Here is a 17,557-nt window from a genome sequence, read left to right on the forward strand (position 1 = left end):
CGCGGGGTGGAGCAGCCCGGTAGCTCGTCAGGCTCATAACCTGAAGGCCGCAGGTTCAAATCCTGCCCCCGCAACCATCTTTACTTGCGACCCCGTAGCACCCGCTGCGGGGTTTTTGCTTTGCGTGGAAATCGTAAGGATTCCAGCGAGATCGCCCTGAACGTCGATCTCCACCTTGCCGTCGACTGGGGTCAGCACGATCTGATCCACGAGCGAGCGCAGCGTGTCGGCGGCCTCGATCCGCTTCCCCTCATCTTCGTCCTGCAGAGCGTCGTAAAGCTGTTGGACCCGCTTGCGGTATTGCAGTGCCATGCTCGGGTGCAGCAGCGGTGGCGGCTCGTCGGCTTCGGCCAGGAACTGTTCCAGTTCGGTCTTTCGGGCCTCGAGCTTCTTGCTGCGTTCTTTCACCATGTCGACCGAAAGGGCGTCGCTCAGGTACAGGTCGAGGATCTTTTCCAGTTCTCGGTTGACCTTGGCCAGTTCCGCCTCGGCCGACGCGATACCCGCACGGCCTTCCATGCGCAGGCGGTTCATCTCCTGCGTGAAGACCTCGCAGAAATGGGCGAAGAGCTCCGGATCGACGAGCTTGGTGCGCAGCGCATTGAGTACACGCGATTCAAGCTCGTCGCGGCGGATGTTGACCCGGTTGTTGCAGGTCCCCTTGTTGCGCGCTGTCGCACATCCGATCAGCGTCGCCGAAATCGCGGAATAGCCGCCACCACAGCAGGAACATTTGGTCAGTCCCGAGAAGAGGTATTTGGGACGGCGGCGGGTATTGATCCGGGAGAGATCGGCCTCGCCGTTTTCCTTCCGTGCGATCTTGTTCTTTTCCTGTCGCGCCTTCACCGCGCTCCAGAGGTCGTCGTCGAGAATGCGCAGCTCCGGCGCCTCCTGGATGACCCATTCCTCTTCCGGGTTGGGGCGGGCCTGCCGCTTGCCGGTGCTCGGATCTTTGACGAAGCGCTGTCGGTTCCAGACGATCTTGCCGACATACATCTCATTGTTGAGGATGCCGTTGCCCCGTTTCGGGTTGCCGTTGATCGTGCTGAAGCCCCAGTCGCCGCCTGACGGAGCGGGAATGCCTTCCTTGTTCAGGGCGAAGGCGATGGTCTTGGCCGATTTGCCGGCGGCATAGTCGCGGAAGATGCGGCGCACGACTTCGGCCTGGAATTCGTTGATGGTGCGATCGCCGCGGATCGGCTCGCCGTTCGCATCGAACTTCTTGACCACATCGTAGCCATAGGCATTGCCGCCACCCGATTTGCCTGCCTCGACGCGGCCGCGCTGCCCGCGGCGGGTCTTGTCGGCCAGATCCTTCAGGAACAGCGCATTCATCGTGCCCTTGAGGCCGACATGCAGATGCGTCACCTCGCCTTCCGACAGGGTGAACATCTTCACGTCGGCATAGGACATGCGCTTGAAGATGCCCGCGATGTCTTCCTGGTCGCGGGAGAGGCGGTCCATCGCCTCGGCGAGGATCAGGTCAAAGCGGCCGCCCATTGCGTCGGCCATGAGCGCCTGAATGCCCGGCCGGATCAGCGAGGCGCCGGAGATCGCGTGGTCCGAATACTCCTCGACGATGTGCCAGCCCTGCTTCTCGGCATGGAGACGGCACATACGGAACTGGTCGGCGATGGAAGCGTCGCGTTGATTGTCGGAAGAATAGCGAGCGTAGATCGCGACTTTCAAAACTTGGCTCCCATCCATATCAGGAGGAGCGCTTCCTCCTTTGCCGTGACATCATCACTTCCTCTGCATAGCACTCCTGCGCCGCCTGCCTCGCCAGGATGCCGACCAGTCGCAGAAGGCGTGGGTCGGGATTGCCGCGTGGCGTAAACGTCAGCTCCGGCACGTCCAGCAGCAAGGATTCGAGCAGCGCTTCGCGCTCTCCTCCTGTCATCTTTGCCGGGTTTCCTGGGGCTCGCAAGGTCATAACTTGCAGCATTCGCCCCGAGGGAAGCATAAGCAACGGAAATTGAAGGCGAATATTCGGCGGCAATTGGCGCGGGTGAGCGTGCTATCGCGTAGCTCAGCGTGTCCTGGCGAGCCATGGCGTAGCAAAATAACCTATCGGAATCCCTCGCTGGCCCGGTCATCATTGGCCTCGTCGCCTCTCCTCATGAGGTCATTGACTGTAGGCGCAACCTTATCGTATTGTAATTCGCGATACAAGGCGCTATATGCCGACCAAGGAGATTCGCCATGGCCACGACCGCCGAACGCAAGGAATACCCGATCTCGATGCGCTTGCCCGAGGCGGATGTCGCAATGATCGATCGCGCCGCCAGCTTGCGCGGCCGCTCGCGCACCGATTTCGTGCGCGACGCCGCTGTGCGCGCGGCCGAGGAGGTCGTCATGGAGCAGGGCCTGATCCGGATGAGCCCGGAGGGCTTCGCCGAGTTCATGGATGTGCTGGCGCGTCCGGCCGCTCCCGTTCCGGAGATGGTAGACGTTCTGAAGCGGCCCGCGCCATGGGAGCCCGGCTACGTGGCGAAGCGGTAAGCTCTTGCACCTTTCGGGTCCTGAACCGCTCTCTGCCGAACACGATGTGTCCGAGTTCACCTGTGGCAAGCCCACGCTTGACCACTGGCTGAAATCACGCGCCCTCTCCAATCAGCAGAAGGGCTTCACCGCCGTCCTCGTCGTGCATGAGGCTGGGCGCGTGGTCGGCTTCTACGGCCTCGCGCCTACCGGTGTGGTGCCTTCGGTTCTGCCGCGTTCGATCAGGACGGGGCAGCCGCCCAACCCGGTCCCCTGTATGCTGCTCGGCCAACTCGCAACCGACACCGGATGGGCAGGGCTGGGCATCGGGACCGGTCTTGTGAAGCATGCTCTCCAGCGCTGCGTTCAGGCCGCATCGCTGATCGGCGGGCGGGCCTTGCTGGTCAACGCCGTCGACGGGGAGGCGGCCAAGTTCTGGAGGCGGCGTGGCTTCGAGCCTTCCAGGGATGATCCCCTGGTTCTGCTCCGCTCGATCAGCGACATCGCTGCCTCGCTCGGCGAGGGCGGTGGGTGAAAGCTTGGCTGGCCTCCAACCGTAGCGATCCGCCCCTTCAGTCAGATTGAAGTAGATCAGATCCGCCCATGCAAATTCGTCCTCCCCCATTGCCCACATTCCACTGGCAGATGTTCGTGCTTTCCTTCGCGCTATTCTGGGCGGTCGGCGGCATGCCCGAACCTGCCAAGGCTCAGCCTCGGCCGCAGATTGCGAAGTGCGTTCCCGGCCAGGCCCGTACCGCCGACGAATATTGCCTCGTTGATGGCGACACGATCTGGATCGACGGGGAAAAGCTGCGCATGGAAGGCTACGACACCCCGGAACCGCAAACCCACATCTGTGGTGGCGACGCCGAAATCGCGCTGGCACACCGAGCCAGTGATCGGGTGATCGAGCTGCTGAACTCGCACGACTGGACCGTCGAATATGGAGAGCCGGACAACACCGGCACGCGGACGCTCGTGACGATCAGAATCGGTGGTCGCGACATCGGTGACATCCTGATTGCCGAAAGGCTGGCCAGACCCTGGCCCGATGGCGAAGAATGGTGGTGCAACCCGTAGACGTTAGTTCCACGCCGTCGACCGCCTGGCGAGATCAAACTAACTCACTGTGCGCCCCTTCTCTGTCGTTTCGACGATGATCCGCTGATCCTGGAAGCAGCTTTTCAGCGCCCAGTGTGACCAAGGCTTTGCCGTGCGAGGTAGGCGCGACTTGATGGAGTAGCTGTTCATCGCACTTGCATTCCCGCCGCTCGGATTCGACAACTGGTGTACTCGGGGGAAAATGCCATGCAGCTTGAGCGTGCTCGCATCAGAAATTTCCGTTCACTTCGCGATGTCGAAGTCGTTTTTGGCGCACACACCGCATTGATCGGCGGCAATGGCGCAGGAAAGTCTTCAATCTTGAAGGCTATCGAGAAGTTCTACTCGACTACGAAAAACTGCGACGCTGACGATTTCTTTGGACGCGATCAAGGGCAGCCGATCGAGATTGAACTAACCTTTCACCAGCTTAGCGAGCAAGAAGCCGCAGCGTTCGAGGATCGGGTGCGGGATGGTAGGTTGGTCGTCACCCGCATTTTTGACGGAGGTCCATCAAGTGGACGCTATCATGGTGTCGTTCCACAGATTCCCGACTTCGTCGCTGTTCGGGCTCATTCCGCAGCCACACCCAAGCGCGCTGCTTATAATGCCCTGCGCGAGAATAACCCACTCTACGCCGACCTTCCCACTGCTGGCAGTGCGGCAGCGGTCGACCAGGCGATGCTAACCTGGGAGGCTGAGCATCCCGATCAGTTGGTGCTGCTGCCCGACGATGGTCAGTTTTTCGGATTCCAGAACAACAGCCGAGGCAAGCTCCAGCAGCACACGAGCTTCGTGTTCATTCCGGCGGTTCGCGACGCATCAGCGGACGCGGCGGACGGCAAGACGAGCGTCATCGGCAAACTACTCGAACTGCTAGTGCGCAGTCAGATCCTTCAGCGGCCGGACGTTCAAGCGTTCAAGGCGCAGTTGACCGAGGCCTACCAGGCCTTGGTATCCGCCGAAAATATGCCTGAACTCGGTGCGCTCGCTGGGACCCTCACCGCCGACCTGCGGGGTTTGTATCAAGATGCTGAAGTTTCGTTGGCCTGGCGCGAGGTCGGCGAGATGCCAGTCCCGTTGCCAATGGCGGATGTGTTTCTCAAGGACGAAGGCTTCGGTGGACCGGTGGACAGGCAAGGTCACGGCCTCCAGCGTGCCTTCATCTTTACACTTCTCCAGCATCTTGCGCGAACTGCCGTGCCGGAGGGCGACGAGGCACCCCCTGATAGTGACGTTGACGGCAGTGATGACGCGCCCGCTGCGGCTGCGGCTGCGGTCATGGCGCAGGCACCGACGCTTATCCTCGCAATTGAAGAACCCGAACTGTATCAGCATCCGACCAAACAGCGGCACTTCGCGGAAGTGCTGCGGGGCTTGAGTAGCGGTACGCTCCCTGGCGCGCAGGGCCACACACAGGTTATCTTCGGTTCGCACTCGCCAATGTTCATTTCGATGGGGAAGGCCGACGAGATCAGGCTTACCCGGCGCTCGCATTGTGACGACAGTGAATTCAAGCAATGCAGCCTGCAAGCGCTGGATCTCGGCACCGTTGCGCAGAAGCTCGAACGCGGCTGGAATAAGCCCGCTGGCACTTTCAGTGCACAGACTTTGATGCCGCGGTTGCACATTCTCGGTGCTGAATTGGCCGAAGGCTTTTTCGCCACCGGTGTGATTCTGGTTGAGGGCCGAAGCGATAAAGCGGCGCTCACCGCGACGGCGCGGATGCTCGGCGTGAATTTCGAGGCGGCCGGCATCGCCATCCTGTCAACCGAAGGCAAAGCCAATCTCGATCGTCCCTATGTGATTTTTCGCGAGCTGGGTATTCCAACCTTCATGCTATGGGATTGCGACCAGCAGTTACCCGAGGCTAAACGAACGCCGGCAACCGATCTTGCTTTGAGCAAGCTCGCTAAGCCGAACGATCAGATCGACGCCGCGCCCACTAGCGACCTCATCAGCGATTGTTACGCGCATTTCGAAAAGACATTGGAGCACAAGCTCAAGGAGGATCTCACGCCTGAAGTACACACGGCGTGCCTTGCTGCTGCCTGCGAACCCTTTGGTGTGCATCCGAGCAACGATGCGCAGAAGATACCGGAAATCGTCTATCAGACACTTCTCCGTGCTAAAGAACAGGGCCACGAGAGCGAGATGCTGAAGAGCCTCGTCCGTGCCATGTGGCGTTTCTTCCGCGATGAGGAAATCCCGGACCCGACGGAGGCGCAAGCTCCGGTAGCAGTGGGTGCGTGATCCATGTGTGGCACTGTAACGAGGAACTGATTCGTGGCGACGCTCAAGATCATCCATACGGCTGACTGGCAGCTCGGAAAGCCGTTCGGGCGCTTTCCGCAGGAGGTGCGTAGTGCGTTGGCTGAGGCTCGCCTCGATGCCATCGATCGCCTCGGTGCTGCGGCAATATCCAGCGGTGCCACGCACATCGTCGTCGCCGGTGATGTGTTCGACAACGTCGAACCCGGCGACCGCATCGTCACGCAGATGCTGTCACGTATGCAGCGGGCGTCGGTCACCTGGTGGCTGATGCCGGGCAACCACGATCATGCGCGAGCCGGTGGACTCTGGAGCAGGCTGCGCGGGCGTGCGCCTGCCTCAGTCCGGATCGTGGACACTCCCGAGCCTATTGAGATGGAGCAGGGTGCTTGGCTTCTGCCGGCGCCCCTGGAGCACCGGAAGACGGTGTCCGATCCTTCCGCGGCGATGGTCGATATGACGACGCCGCCGGGGGCACTCCGCATCGGTCTCGCACATGGCTCCATCACAGAGTTTGGCGCCACCGGAGAGAGCTCCAATCTGATCCCGCCGGATCGCGCCAAGTCCGCGGGCCTTGACTACCTCGCGCTCGGGGACTGGCATGGCTTTTTGACGGTTGGCGACCGGACCGCTTACAGCGGGACCCCTGAAATTGACCGGTTCGGGCGCGATGAGCCGGGCGGCTGCATCGGCGTGAGCCTGCGATCCAACGAAACGCCCGAGCTGCAGCGGATCGAGACCGGTCGATATCGCTGGATGTCGCGCCGCTGGAGTATGGAGAACATGGAAGACTTGGACCGTGAACTCGCCGCGCTCCGCAGCGAGGCGCGTTTGTCGGACGTGCTCCTTTCGCTCCATCTCGTCGGTGTGGTGAGTCTCGCCGACCGCGTCACGATGACGTCGGCCGTCCAGGACTGTCTGGCGCACGAACTGCGGCATTTGGAACTCGACGCGGATGGCCTGACCGCGCGTCCGACGGCAGAGGACGTCGCCCAAATCGATGTCCAAGGTGCGCTCGCCGGGGCGACTGCTACCCTACAGGCCAGGGCTACCGGATCGGGTTCCGATGCCCAGATCGCCGCCGCGGCGCTGGAGCGTCTCTATGTCGAGGCGATGCGATTCGATGCGGAGGTTGCGCGATGATCCTCAAATCCCTGGAGGTCGAGAACTTCCGCAAGTTCCGCGAACCGCTACGCATCGACGGCTTCACCGACGGTTTGAACATCGTAGTCGAGCCGAACGAGACGGGCAAATCTACCCTATTGGAGGCCCTGCGTGCGGCCTTCTTCATCCGCTACTCCGCCAAGACCGAACTCGTCCGTTCCTATGTCCCGACTGGTGATGACGTGGCGCCCCGTGTCACTGTCGGCTTCGGCCTCAACGGGCAGACTTGGAGGCTCGAGAAGCAGTTCATGAAGTCTCCCTCCGTGCGACTTACCGGCGCGAGCGGGCGACGAGAGAGCGATGCGGCCGAAGAAGCGCTGCAGGAGCTGCTCGGATTCGAGCGGGGCAACAACCGGGGCAGCGATCCCGAAACGCGCGGGCCCCTTGGCATGCTCTGGGTCGAGCAGGCGACGGCACTCTCCGTGGAGAGTCCAAACCGCATCGTGCGCGATACCGTTCGGGGAGTGCTCGAGGCGGAAGTCGGCGCGGTGACGGGTGGTCGACGCTTTGACGCGATCCGGGCCAGCATCGAAGCGGCATATTCAGCGCTGCGCACATCGGCGACGGGCAAGTCGCGCGGCGACTTAGCGGTGGCAGAGGCTCGCGTGTCCACGGCGACGGCTGCCCGCCAGGCGGCCGAGACCAACTTCCATGAATACGAGAACACTCTCACCGAGTTGGACGCGGCGAGGTCACGGCTTAGGATTATCGAGCGTGATCTCGTCGACCCAGAGGCGGCGGAGCAGCGAAAAAAGCTCGAGGCGGACCAGAAGGTCGCGGAGACCGCCTCTCTGCGGTCGACTGCGGCGGAGGCGCAATTCGGACGCGCCGACGAGGTCGCGAAGACGGCTTCGTCGAGGATCGAGCGATTGGACGCAGCCGAGGCTCGCGTCGGATCCGCCGGCACATACCTCGAAGAGAAGGCTCGTCTGCGGGACGAAGCCAAGGCTGAGGCTGCTCGTGCCGGTGAGGAGGAAAAATCACTCCGCGCCGCGCTCGACGAGGCTCGCGCGGAAAGGGAGAAACACGAGGAGGCACTGTCCTCCGCACGCGCGCGATTGCGCGGGTTCGCTAATGCCGCGGGCGCTCGTCGCGCGATCGATGCGCGAAAAGCTCTAGCCGAGCTAGAGGAGCGTGAGCGTGCGCTGGTTGATGACTCCGCCGGGGCCGTCGATAGTGACGACCTTGAGGAGATTACCGAACTCGAGCTTGCCGCCATCCAGGCACGCGCCCGGTTCGAAGCAGGCGCTGTGAAGGTAGAAGTCGAACTCGGGGCGGGCGCATCTTTGAGGATTGACGGGTTGACGACCGACGTCACCAGCGTTGACGTCCTCAAGACCACCAAGTTCGAGTTGGGTGATGCGGGCAGCCTAGTCGTGCGCCCGCCGCAGGGTTCGGGTCAGTCCATTGAGGCCGATCTTGCAGCGGCGACGGAAGAACTCGCTTCCGCCTTGCGGTCGCTCGGCATCAAGTCGCATGCGGAGGGCGTGGCCCGGAACGAACGGGCCTCCGCTGCCAAGCGCGAGTTGAAGGCGCTCCGGACACAGATCGCCTCGGCATGTCCTGGAGATCCGACAATCGGGTTGGCGCCCGGGGCAGATGCCCTGCGCGCCTTCGTGGCCGAGCTGGGCGACATCGCCGACGTTGTCGCCCCAACCGACAATGTCGACACGCTGGAGAAGGCGGTGGTCGACGCCAAGCTCGCCGAGGCTGCCGCATCCGGAAAGCGCGAAGACGGGAGGACGGCTCTGTCGAAGGCGGAGAGTACGCTCGCAACGGCCGAAGCCGATTATTCCGCAGCCATCCGCGAATCCGAGGCTGCGGCTGAAGATCTCCGGAACCTCCTAGAGATCGGGGATCGGGAAACGCTCGAAGCGGCGCGCGGTGAGGCTCAGCGGGAGCGTGCCGCGAAGTTCGAAGCTCTCGAGAAGGCGCGCGAAAGCGCCACGTCTTTCGACGCCGACGCTATCCGACGCCGCATTGTGAACCTCGATCGTGCCGCCAGCCGGGCCGGCGAGGAACGACTTGAACTGACCGCCCGGATCGCGTCGCTCGAATCCACGATCGTTAGGGAAGGGACAAACGGGCCTGCCGGTCGCCTTGCCGAAACGCGGGAGGAAGAGGAGGCCGCGATCGCCGCTTGCGATCGTTTGCGGCATGAGGCCGACATGCTTGAGGTGCTCCGCGAGGCGCTGTCGGATGCCGCGAATGAAGCGTCGAGGACATTCCTCGCACCCGTCACGGCTCGGGCTAGTCGATACATCCAGCAGCTTCTTCCCGGATGTGATCTGTCATTCAACGAGGAGCTCGGGCTGACCGGCCTCACGAGGGCGGGGATCGATGAATCCTGTGGTGATCTCAGTCGAGGCACGCAGGAGCAGTTGGCGATATTGACTCGGCTCGCGTTTGCGGACCTCCTGCTCGAGGATGGAGCGCCGATCTCTCTGATCCTCGACGACCCTCTCGTCTATTCCGATGATGCCCGCTTGGAGACGATGACCGACATCCTGCAGGACGCTTCGAAGCGGATGCAGGTGATACTTCTCACGTGCCGGTCGAAGGCTTTTCGTCACGTCGAAGCCAATAGGATCACGCTGAGATGAGCAAACGGATGGATGCGGCGAACCGCTACAGGCTCGCCTTCACTGAAGCGGAGGAGGCGCTGGTCGCACGGATCGATTTGCGTTGATCGCATGCCAACCATGCCGAGGCCCGTGCTGCCTACCTCGCGAACCAAGCCGATCTTGGATATGTTGAGATCGCTGAGAGAGCGGGACGCCGTGCCTGCTCAACGGATCAGCTATTGGACCCAGATTATCAGCCTGGACGCTTGAAGGGCTCATATGAGCAGCCGTTCGAGCGCAATGATTGCCGGAGCGAGGAAATCTATACTGGCCTTCCCGCGAGGCGCTCGTCGAGAACCGGCTCGTCCCAGGTGCGCGTCACCCCGAGCCACTTGTCGATCACCGCCTGAAACTGGGGCTCTGCGAAACAGGTCTGGAACGTGTAGAGGCGATTGACCACTTGCCGCATCAGGTCGCGCATCTCCTCATCGTCGAACCGCGACACGCTTCCCCAGGGGATGTGGTTGCCGTCGGCGTCGATGACGAAGACATCGGAATAGTCACCGGTCTTCGTGACCGGGACCGGCCCCGCATGCAGGTCCTCCAGCATGCTGTTGCGGACGCAGATCATCGCCATCGCCTTGGCGAGCGTCGCCGCTAACTGTTCTTCTTCCTTCCGGCCCATTTTCGTCCTCCGGATCATTGTCAGAGGCCCGGCAACATGCCATCGGCGGCTGCGCTCGCTGGCGTCTCCGCGATCACCAGCCGCTCGTCGGGCAGCGGCCGTTGCAGGTCCTTCGCTTCCTTCCAGTCGGCGGTTAGCCAGGTCTCGACTTCGTCACGGCCCGTCAGGATGACGGGCATGGCCTTCGGATGGATCGGTTTCACCACGCCATTGGCCTCGGTCGTCAGGAAGGCGAACAGCTGATGATCGCCCGGACGCGGGGTCCGGTTCGATCCGCGGGTTCCGCGCCATGGCGTCCAGATTCCCGCGAAGAAGAACAGGGGCTGGGTCTCATCGAGGGCGAACCAGTGCAGCGGTTTGCGCTTCGTGACCGGATCGGGCTTTTGCCCATATTCGGAAAAGGCGGTGGCCGGGACCACGCTGCGATGCTCAACTCCGAGCCATTTGCGCCAATGGGGGCTGGCCGTGTTGCGGATATTGGTGACGCCGGTGTCCGGTGCATCGCGGGACTTCAGATATTCGATGGGCGTCGGCATGCCCCAGGTCAGCGAAGCCAGTTCCCGTCCGCCATCGGTGTTGCGCACCACCGGAGCCGGCCGGTCGGGATAGACGTCGATCGAAGGTTCGAGATTGCCGATGCTGTCATGGGTGGCGGCCACGAAATCCCTGATCGCCTGCTGATTGGTCGTAATGCGATACAGGTTGCACATCGCCCCACTACTCTCCTTGCGAATACTTTACGCCACCATAGGGCATCGCGCGCCGTCGATCACTTCCGGGATGGCCGAGATTGACTCTCGACCCACAAGAGAACAAATAAAGAACATAGCAACAGAATCGACCAGTGCAAAGCCCCGGAGACGCCATCCTCATATGCCCAGCCGTGCCGACAGCCCAGCCATTGCCGAACTTCGGGCGCGCATCGCGCGGCTCGAAGGCGATGGCGTGCGTCCGCACGAGGTGCTGCCCTTCGGGATCGCGCCGCTGGATCGCAAGCTGCCCGGTGGCGGACTGGCGCTCGGATGCCTCCATGAAGTCGCCGGAGGCGGCAACGGGGCGGTGGATGGCGCGGCTGCCGCCTGTTTCACCGCCGGGATCGCCGCCCGCACCGCCGGCCAGGTGCTCTGGTGCGTGGCGCTCCAGGATCTCTTCGCACCGGGGCTGGAGCAGGCCGGATTGCCGCCCGGCCGGGTGATCTTCGTCGAAGCCGGGGACGACAAGGCGACTCTCGCCTGTATGGAGGAAGGGCTGCGGCATGGCGGGCTGGGGGCGGTCGTCGGTGACGTCGCGCGCCTGCCGATGCCCGCCTCGCGGCGGCTGCATCTGGCCGCGAAAGGTTCGGCGACGATCTGCATCGCGTTGCGCCGCTGGCGGCGGCAGGCGGAGGCGAGCGATTTCGGGCAGCCGACGGCGGCGATGACCCGCTGGCGGATCTCGGCGCTGCCGTCCGCGCCCCTTCCGGTTCCCGGTGTTGGACGGCCGCGCTGGCTCGTTGAGTTGATCCGGGCGCGGGCGGGCGAATGTCTCGATATCGAACTGGAGGCGTGCGATGGCTCGGGTCATCTCTGTCTTCCTGCCGAACTGGCCGACAGACCGGTTGCGGCGGAAGGCGGGCGACGCAGCGCCGCCCGGTGAGGCGCCGCTGGTCATCGCCGGAAAGGAGAAGAACCGCCGGGTGGTGACGGCGGCCGATCCGGCCGCGCAGGCGCTCGGCCTGCGCGCCGGAATGCCTGTCACCAAGGCCCAGGCGATGGTGCCCGGCCTCCACATCGAGCCCGCCGACCCGCGGGCCGACCTGGACAGCCTCGAACGCCTCGCGCTCTGGGTGCTGCAACGCTTCTCACCTATCGTCGCCGCCGACGCGCCGGACGGGATCGTCATCGACGCGACCGGCGCCGACCATCTGCATGGCGGTGAGGCGGCCATGCTGGAGGTGCTGACCGGTCGGCTTGTCATGTCCGGCGTCACCGCCCGCGCCGCCATTGCCGATAGCTGGGGCGCGGCCCATGCGCTGGCGCGCTACGCGGCCGATCCGCTGTTTGTCGCCCCTCCCGGCGAAACCGTCCCGGTCCTCGCGCCGCTGCCGCTGCAAGCACTGCGCCTGCCGCCCGCGATCGCGGTGGGGTTGAATGACCTGGGCTTTGTCCGCATCGGCGACCTGATCGGGCAGCCCCGTGCGCCCCTGACCCGGCGCTTCGGCCCGGAGCTCTGCCGGCGTCTCGATCAGGCCCTGGGTGCGGTCGCCGAACCCATCGAGCCGATCCGACTGGAGGAGCTGGTCTCCGTCCGCCGCGTCTTCGCCGAACCCATAGGCGCCGCCGAGACCATCGCGCGCTATATTCGCAAGCTGGTCATGGCGCTCTGCGAGGCGCTCGAAGGGCGGGGTCTTGGCGCGCGCCGTCTCGACCTGCTCTGCTACCGCGTCGACAACCGGGTCGAGACGGTGCGCATCGGTCTGGCCATGCCGGTGCGGAATCCCGCGCGCCTGACCCGGCTTCTCTGCGACAAGATCGAGACGATCGCGCCAGGCTTCGGCGTCGAGATCATGTCGCTGACCGCCACCCTGGCCGAACCGCTGGCCCTGAAACAGGCGGCCAGCAGCCTGATCGAAGAGGGGGCGCCGGATCTCTCCGGCCTGATCGACACGCTGGCGAACCGGGTCGGCGCGCGGGCGGTCTATCGCTTCGCCCCGGTGGCGAGCGATGTGCCCGAACGCTCGGTCCGCCGCCTGCCGGCGCTTGCCGAGGATACGGGCGCAGGCTGGCCGGACCATTGGCCGCGCCCCTCGCGGCTGCTCTCCCAGCCGGAGCCGATCGAGACCATGGCGCTGCTGCCGGACCATCCTCCGAACTGGTTCTCCTGGAAGGGCGTGCGCCGCCGTGTTCGCCGGGCCGACGGCCCCGAGCGCATCTTCGGGGAATGGTGGAAACGCGATGCCGAGCTCATCGCTGTGCGGGACTATTTCCGGGTCGAGGACGATGCCGGCGAACGCTTCTGGATCTTCCGCTCCGGCGATGGCGAGGATGCGGCCACCGGCTCGCATCGCTGGTTCCTGCACGGGATATTCGGATGAGCGCGCCCGCTTACGCCGAATTGCAGGTGACGTCGCATTTCTCCTTCCTGCGCGGCGCGTCCTCGGCCGAGGAGCTGTTCGCCGCGGCGGCCGCGATGGGGATCGAGGCGCTCGCCGTGACCGATCGCAACACGCTGGCCGGCATCGTGCGCGCCCATGAGGCGGCGAAGGAGGCGGGGGTGCGGCTGATCGTCGGCTGCCGCCTCGATCTTGCCTGCGGCATGTCGGTGCTGGTCTATCCGACCGACCGGGCGGCCTATTCACGGCTTTGCCGATTGCTGTCGCTGGGCAAGGGGAGGGCGGGCAAGGCGCGCTGTCATCTCGAATGGGACGATCTGGTCGCCTATGGCGAGGGGTTGATCGTGGTCCTGGCGCCGGACCTCGCCGACGAGACCTGCGGTCTGCGGCTGCGGCGCCTGCGCGATGCCTTTGGCGATCGCGCCTATCTCGGCCTGACGCTGCGCCGGCGGCCCAATGACCAGATGCGCCTCTGGGAGCTGTCGACGCTCGCTGCGGGCCTAGGTGTGCCCACCGTCGTGACCAATGACGTGCTCTTCCATGAGCCCGGACGCCGCATCCTGCAGGATGTCGTCACCGCGATCCGGCACAATCTCACCGTCGATGCGCTCGGCACCCGGCGCGATCGCCATGCCGACCGCTATCTGAAGCCGCCTGCCGAAATGCACCGGCTCTTCGCGCGCTGGCCCGAGGCTTTGGCCCGGACGCGTGAGATCGCGGATCGCTGCCGCTTCTCGCTCGACGAGCTGCGCTATCAATATCCCGAAGAGCGCGACGATCCGGCGCTGACCCCGCAGGAGACCCTGGAGCGGCTGACCTGGGAGGGCGCGGCGAGCCGCTATCCCGAGGGTGTCCCCGACGAGGTGACAGCGGCGCTGAAGCATGAGCTGGCCCTGATCGGCAAGCTCGACTACGCGCCCTACTTCCTGACGGTGAACAGCATTGTCCGCTTCGCCCGGTCGCGCGGCATCCTCTGCCAGGGGCGCGGATCGGCCGCGAACTCGGCCGTCTGCTATGTGCTCGGTATCACCGCGATCGATCCCGGCCGCAACGATCTCCTCTTCGAGCGTTTCGTCTCCGAGGAGCGCCGGGAGCCGCCGGACATCGACGTGGATTTCGAGCATGAGCGGCGCGAGGAGGTGATCCAGTGGGTCTATGAGCATTACGGCCGCGAGCGCGCCGCGCTAACCGCCACCGTCATCCGCTACCGCTCCAAGGGCGCGCTGCGGGACGTCGGCAAGGCCCTGGGGCTTCCCGAAGACCTGATCCAGACGCTGTCCGGCCAGCTCTGGGGCTGGTCCGAGGCCGGTGTGACCGAGCAGCAGCTCCGCGATCTCAATCTCAACCCGCAAGATCGCCGATTGCGCCTGACGCTCGAACTGGCCGCCCAGCTTCGCGGCGCGCCGCGGCATCTGTCGCAGCATCCGGGCGGTTTCGTGCTGACCCACGACCGGCTCGACGATCTCGTCCCCATCGAGCCCGCGGCGATGGAGGGGCGCCAGATCATCGAATGGGACAAGGACGATATCGACGCGCTGCGCTTCATGAAGGTCGATGTCCTGGCGCTCGGCATGCTGAGCTGCATGCGCCGGGGGCTGGACCTGCTGGCCGAGCACAAGGATATCCGCCTCGATCTGGCGTCGATCCCGGCCGAGGATCCGCGCACCTATGCGATGATCCGCAAGGCCGACACACTCGGCACCTTCCAGATCGAGAGCCGGGCGCAGATGTCCATGCTGCCGCGCCTGAAGCCCCGGACCTATTACGACCTGGTGGTGCAGGTCGCGATCGTGCGGCCGGGGCCGATCCAGGGCGATATGGTTCATCCCTATCTGCGCCGGCGCGAGGGTCTGGAAGAGGTCGACTATCCCCGGCCCGAGCTGGAGAAGGTGCTGGGCAAGACGCTCGGCGTGCCGCTGTTCCAGGAACAGGCGATGCGCGTTGCCATCGAATGCGCGGGCTTCACCGCTGGCGAGGCCGATCTCCTGCGCAAGAGCATGGCGACCTTCAAGCATACCGGCGGGGTCTCGAAGTTCCGCGACCGGCTGATCTCGGGGATGATCGAGCGTGGCTACGAGCAGGACTTCGCGGAGCGGACCTTCCAGCAGCTCGAAGGCTTCGGCTCCTATGGTTTTCCGGAAAGCCATGCGGCGAGCTTTGCGCTGATCGCCTATGCCTCGGCCTGGCTCAAATGCTGGCACCCGGATGTCTTCTGCGCTGCGCTCCTCAACGCCCAGCCCATGGGCTTTTATGCGCCGGCCCAGATTGTGCGCGACGCGCGCGAGCATGAAGTGGAGGTCCGCCCGGTCTGCATCAATGCCTCCCGCTGGGACTGCACGCTGGAGCCGACCGGAGACGAAAGCCGATTCGCCGTCCGCCTCGGGCTGCGGATGGTCAAGGGTCTCGCCAATGCCCATGCCGCCGCCATCGTCGCGGCCCAGGGCGATGAGATGTTCACCTCGGTCGACGATCTCTGGCGGCGGGCGGGTGTACCCGTGGCGGCGCTCGATCAGATCGCGGCGGCCGACGGATTCCGCCCGGCGTTCGGTCTGGCCCGGCGCGAGGCGCAATGGGCCATCAAGGGGCTGCGCGACGAGGAACTGCCGCTCTTCGCCGCCGCCTCGGAGCGCGAGGGACGGACCGTTCCGGAACTCGACGAGCCGGCGATCGCGCTCAGAGCGATGCCTGCTGGCCGCGAGGTGGTCGAGGATTATGGGCATATCGGCCTGTCGCTGCGTCGCCATCCGGTCTCCTTCCTGCGCGAGGACCTGGCGAGGCGCCGGATCGTCACCTGCGCCGAGGCGATGGCGGCCCGTGATCAGCGCTGGCTGGAGGCTGCCGGGATCGTGCTGGTGCGCCAACGCCCCGGTTCGGCCAATGGCGTCATGTTCATCACGCTCGAGGACGAGACCGGCATCGCCAATCTCGTCGTCTGGCAGAAGATTTTCGAGCGCTATCGCCGGGTCATTCTCTCATCGAGCATGATCGCCGTGCGGGGCCGCGTTCAGCGCGAGGGCGAGATCGTGCATCTCGTCGCCCATCGGATCGTCGATCTGTCGCGGGATCTGGCGACTGTCGTGCAGCGCGAGGTGGCGACGGACGGGCAGCAGGGGCCGGGGGCCGGCGGTATCAGGGTGAAGGCGCGGGATTTTCGGTAAAGCCGGTGGCTTTGACAGAAGGCGGTATCGGTTCGAACCAACGAATCGGCCTGCCTCTCGGGGGTCACAAATCTTCTGGCCGGATCGACCATTCTGCGATTTCTCTATCGATCAATCGCCATTGCTCTAAAAGGTCGGCAAGGTCGGCGCTGTCTACGACCGCATGATCGAGGCCCTCGAATTGGTCACCGAGATATGTGGCGAGGCCCGCACCGCCTTCGTTGGCGAACCACACTCCGACCAGATCCGCGATTTCCTTCAACTGCCTGAGAGTCTTTTCGGCATCGCGAATGTCGAAATCACCAAGCTCCCTGTCCTGCCGACTTTGCTTGTTCCCGGCATGAGCAACATGCGAGTTAACGTGCTCGGCAATTCGATCAAGGCTGGCGAGCCGAGTTTCGATCTTCTCCAATACCGTGGCTGAGATCAGATCGCTCGGGTTACGCCCTGATGGAGACACGCCGCTCAAAACATCGAAATGCCGATGCGCGGCCTGACTTTTCATGAGCTCTGGATCACCCCACACCGGACGCCCATTTGCGGCGACGAGGTGGTCATGTTGTTCTTGATGCAGGCGATCGAGATCGTATTGCGCGTCAAGCACTTTCTCGACGTAGATTCTCCTGGTCAACCAGTTTTGGCTCGCTTTCACGTCGTTGACGACAGATCGGATCGAGTAAACTCCCTTGGGGCCATTGATCGGGGCCTTATCGAGAAGTCGGCGAGTGCCGAGAAGCAGGCTTGACCAGTATCCCTCGGAAACGAGATTGAACATCATCTGGTTAAGCGGGGGTCTCGAGCCTCTCTTCTCATTTGCAAGACGGACGATCCGAACCGTCGTGCGAAAGGCGGCGTAGTTCCAGAGCAGATCCTGAATGGTTCTGTGGATGCCCGTTGTCTCGTCGCGAAAAGCATCCCGCCACGTGGCGATGTGCTGGTCATGCTGCGTCATTAGTTTTCCAAGCCTGAGCGCCAAACTCACCTCATCATACCGGCAGACGCCAACACCGGCGACGGCTATTCGCTTCTGATTCTTCATTCG

The 17,557-nt window shown here is 64.0% G+C and carries 14 protein-coding genes and 1 tRNA gene; 10 read left to right on the forward strand and 5 right to left on the reverse strand.

The annotated features are described in order from the left end of the window. Positions 1 to 77: transfer RNA gene (locus DKP76_RS15655), tRNA-Met, on the forward strand. On the opposite strand, the gene DKP76_RS15660 is transcribed toward DKP76_RS15655, so the two are convergent. Together DKP76_RS15660 and DKP76_RS15665 are read right to left on the reverse strand one after the other, a co-directional pair. Continuing rightward, on the reverse strand, positions 34 to 1,689 hold the full coding sequence (locus tag DKP76_RS15660) for a recombinase family protein (RefSeq protein ID WP_012092578.1): 1,656 nt from the start codon (positions 1,687 to 1,689) through the stop codon (positions 34 to 36). The two genes, DKP76_RS15655 and DKP76_RS15660, sit on opposite strands and share 44 nt — an antisense overlap. A 19-nt stretch (positions 1,690 to 1,708) precedes the next feature. Then, positions 1,709 to 1,900, reverse strand: coding sequence for a hypothetical protein (locus tag DKP76_RS15665; RefSeq protein WP_012092579.1), 192 nt, complete (start codon positions 1,898 to 1,900; stop codon positions 1,709 to 1,711). Between the two features lie 302 nt (positions 1,901 to 2,202). Here DKP76_RS15665 and DKP76_RS15670 point away from each other — a divergent pair, with 302 nt between their 5' ends. The 6 genes from DKP76_RS15670 to DKP76_RS15695 all read left to right on the forward strand — a co-directional run bounded on the left by DKP76_RS15670 (position 2,203) and on the right by DKP76_RS15695 (position 9,620). Next, complete coding sequence (locus tag DKP76_RS15670) at positions 2,203 to 2,502, forward strand: type II toxin-antitoxin system TacA family antitoxin (RefSeq protein WP_012092580.1); 300 nt, start codon at positions 2,203 to 2,205, stop codon at positions 2,500 to 2,502. A gap of 46 nt (positions 2,503 to 2,548) precedes the next feature. Then, positions 2,549 to 3,016 carry a GNAT family N-acetyltransferase gene (locus tag DKP76_RS15675; protein WP_223850374.1) on the forward strand — a complete coding sequence of 156 codons (468 nt, stop codon included), beginning with the start codon at positions 2,549 to 2,551 and terminating at the stop codon, positions 3,014 to 3,016. Between the two features lie 68 nt (positions 3,017 to 3,084). Beyond that, the gene (locus DKP76_RS15680) at positions 3,085 to 3,561 is read left to right on the forward strand and encodes a thermonuclease family protein (RefSeq protein WP_012092582.1); all 477 of its coding nucleotides are present in this window, start codon (positions 3,085 to 3,087) and stop codon (positions 3,559 to 3,561) included. Between the two features lie 228 nt (positions 3,562 to 3,789). Continuing rightward, positions 3,790 to 5,835 (forward strand): ATP-dependent nuclease, encoded by a 2,046-nt coding sequence (locus tag DKP76_RS15685; RefSeq protein WP_012092583.1) that lies wholly within the window; start codon positions 3,790 to 3,792, stop codon positions 5,833 to 5,835. 33 nt (positions 5,836 to 5,868) lie between these two features. Then, the gene (locus DKP76_RS15690; RefSeq protein ID WP_012092584.1) at positions 5,869 to 6,996 is read left to right on the forward strand and encodes a metallophosphoesterase family protein; all 1,128 of its coding nucleotides are present in this window, start codon (positions 5,869 to 5,871) and stop codon (positions 6,994 to 6,996) included. Next, complete coding sequence (locus tag DKP76_RS15695; RefSeq protein ID WP_012092585.1) at positions 6,993 to 9,620, forward strand: AAA family ATPase; 2,628 nt, start codon at positions 6,993 to 6,995, stop codon at positions 9,618 to 9,620. The genes DKP76_RS15690 and DKP76_RS15695 overlap by 4 nt, the downstream gene beginning before the upstream one ends. A 283-nt stretch (positions 9,621 to 9,903) precedes the next feature. On the opposite strand, the gene DKP76_RS15700 is transcribed toward DKP76_RS15695, so the two are convergent. Continuing rightward, a complete protein-coding gene (locus tag DKP76_RS15700) occupies positions 9,904 to 10,266 on the reverse strand; it encodes a hypothetical protein (RefSeq protein ID WP_012092586.1) in 363 nt (120 codons plus the stop codon). Between the two features lie 20 nt (positions 10,267 to 10,286). Next, a complete protein-coding gene (locus tag DKP76_RS15705; protein WP_028034378.1) occupies positions 10,287 to 10,976 on the reverse strand; it encodes an SOS response-associated peptidase in 690 nt (229 codons plus the stop codon). A 163-nt stretch (positions 10,977 to 11,139) separates the two neighbouring features. Between DKP76_RS15705 and DKP76_RS15710 the strand changes: the two genes are divergently transcribed. Genes DKP76_RS15710 through DKP76_RS15720 form a run of 3 tightly spaced genes read left to right on the forward strand, consistent with a single transcriptional unit; the run spans position 11,140 to position 16,515 of the window. Next, positions 11,140 to 11,901, forward strand: coding sequence for an ImuA family protein (locus DKP76_RS15710; RefSeq protein ID WP_012092588.1), 762 nt, complete (start codon positions 11,140 to 11,142; stop codon positions 11,899 to 11,901). Then, entirely contained in the window at positions 11,816 to 13,339 is a 1,524-nt protein-coding gene (locus tag DKP76_RS15715; RefSeq protein WP_012092589.1) for a Y-family DNA polymerase, read from the forward strand. Before DKP76_RS15710 ends, DKP76_RS15715 begins: the two co-directional genes overlap by 86 nt. Further along, entirely contained in the window at positions 13,336 to 16,515 is a 3,180-nt protein-coding gene (locus DKP76_RS15720; protein ID WP_109707746.1) for an error-prone DNA polymerase, read from the forward strand. The genes DKP76_RS15715 and DKP76_RS15720 overlap by 4 nt, the downstream gene beginning before the upstream one ends. Positions 16,516 to 16,579: 64 nt before the next feature. Here DKP76_RS15720 and DKP76_RS15725 read toward each other — a convergent pair whose 3' ends face one another. Further along, positions 16,580 to 17,554 carry an AbiU2 domain-containing protein gene (locus DKP76_RS15725; protein WP_012092591.1) on the reverse strand — a complete coding sequence of 325 codons (975 nt, stop codon included), beginning with the start codon at positions 17,552 to 17,554 and terminating at the stop codon, positions 16,580 to 16,582. Between the last annotated feature and the right edge of the window lie 3 nt (positions 17,555 to 17,557).

It is taken from the genome of Falsochrobactrum shanghaiense, assembly GCF_003149535.1.
Classification (GTDB): Bacteria; Pseudomonadota; Alphaproteobacteria; order Rhizobiales; family Rhizobiaceae; genus Brucella; species Brucella shanghaiense.

Excerpts from the sequence above, each read along its gene's own strand:
- DKP76_RS15665 (WP_012092579.1), bottom strand. The coding sequence starts at position 1,900 with ATGACAGGAGGAGAGCGCGAAGCGCTGCTCGAATCCTTGCTGCTGGAC.
- DKP76_RS15670 (WP_012092580.1), top strand. The coding sequence starts at position 2,203 with ATGGCCACGACCGCCGAACGCAAGGAATACCCGATCTCGATGCGCTTG.
- DKP76_RS15680 (WP_012092582.1), top strand. The coding sequence starts at position 3,085 with ATGCAAATTCGTCCTCCCCCATTGCCCACATTCCACTGGCAGATGTTC.
- DKP76_RS15685 (WP_012092583.1), top strand. The coding sequence starts at position 3,790 with ATGCAGCTTGAGCGTGCTCGCATCAGAAATTTCCGTTCACTTCGCGAT.
- DKP76_RS15695 (WP_012092585.1), top strand. The coding sequence starts at position 6,993 with ATGATCCTCAAATCCCTGGAGGTCGAGAACTTCCGCAAGTTCCGCGAA.
- DKP76_RS15700 (WP_012092586.1), bottom strand. The coding sequence starts at position 10,266 with ATGGGCCGGAAGGAAGAAGAACAGTTAGCGGCGACGCTCGCCAAGGCG.
- DKP76_RS15705 (WP_028034378.1), bottom strand. The coding sequence starts at position 10,976 with ATGTGCAACCTGTATCGCATTACGACCAATCAGCAGGCGATCAGGGAT.
- DKP76_RS15710 (WP_012092588.1), top strand. The coding sequence starts at position 11,140 with ATGCCCAGCCGTGCCGACAGCCCAGCCATTGCCGAACTTCGGGCGCGC.
- DKP76_RS15715 (WP_012092589.1), top strand. The coding sequence starts at position 11,816 with ATGGCTCGGGTCATCTCTGTCTTCCTGCCGAACTGGCCGACAGACCGG.
- DKP76_RS15720 (WP_109707746.1), top strand. The coding sequence starts at position 13,336 with ATGAGCGCGCCCGCTTACGCCGAATTGCAGGTGACGTCGCATTTCTCC.
- DKP76_RS15725 (WP_012092591.1), bottom strand. The coding sequence starts at position 17,554 with ATGAAGAATCAGAAGCGAATAGCCGTCGCCGGTGTTGGCGTCTGCCGG.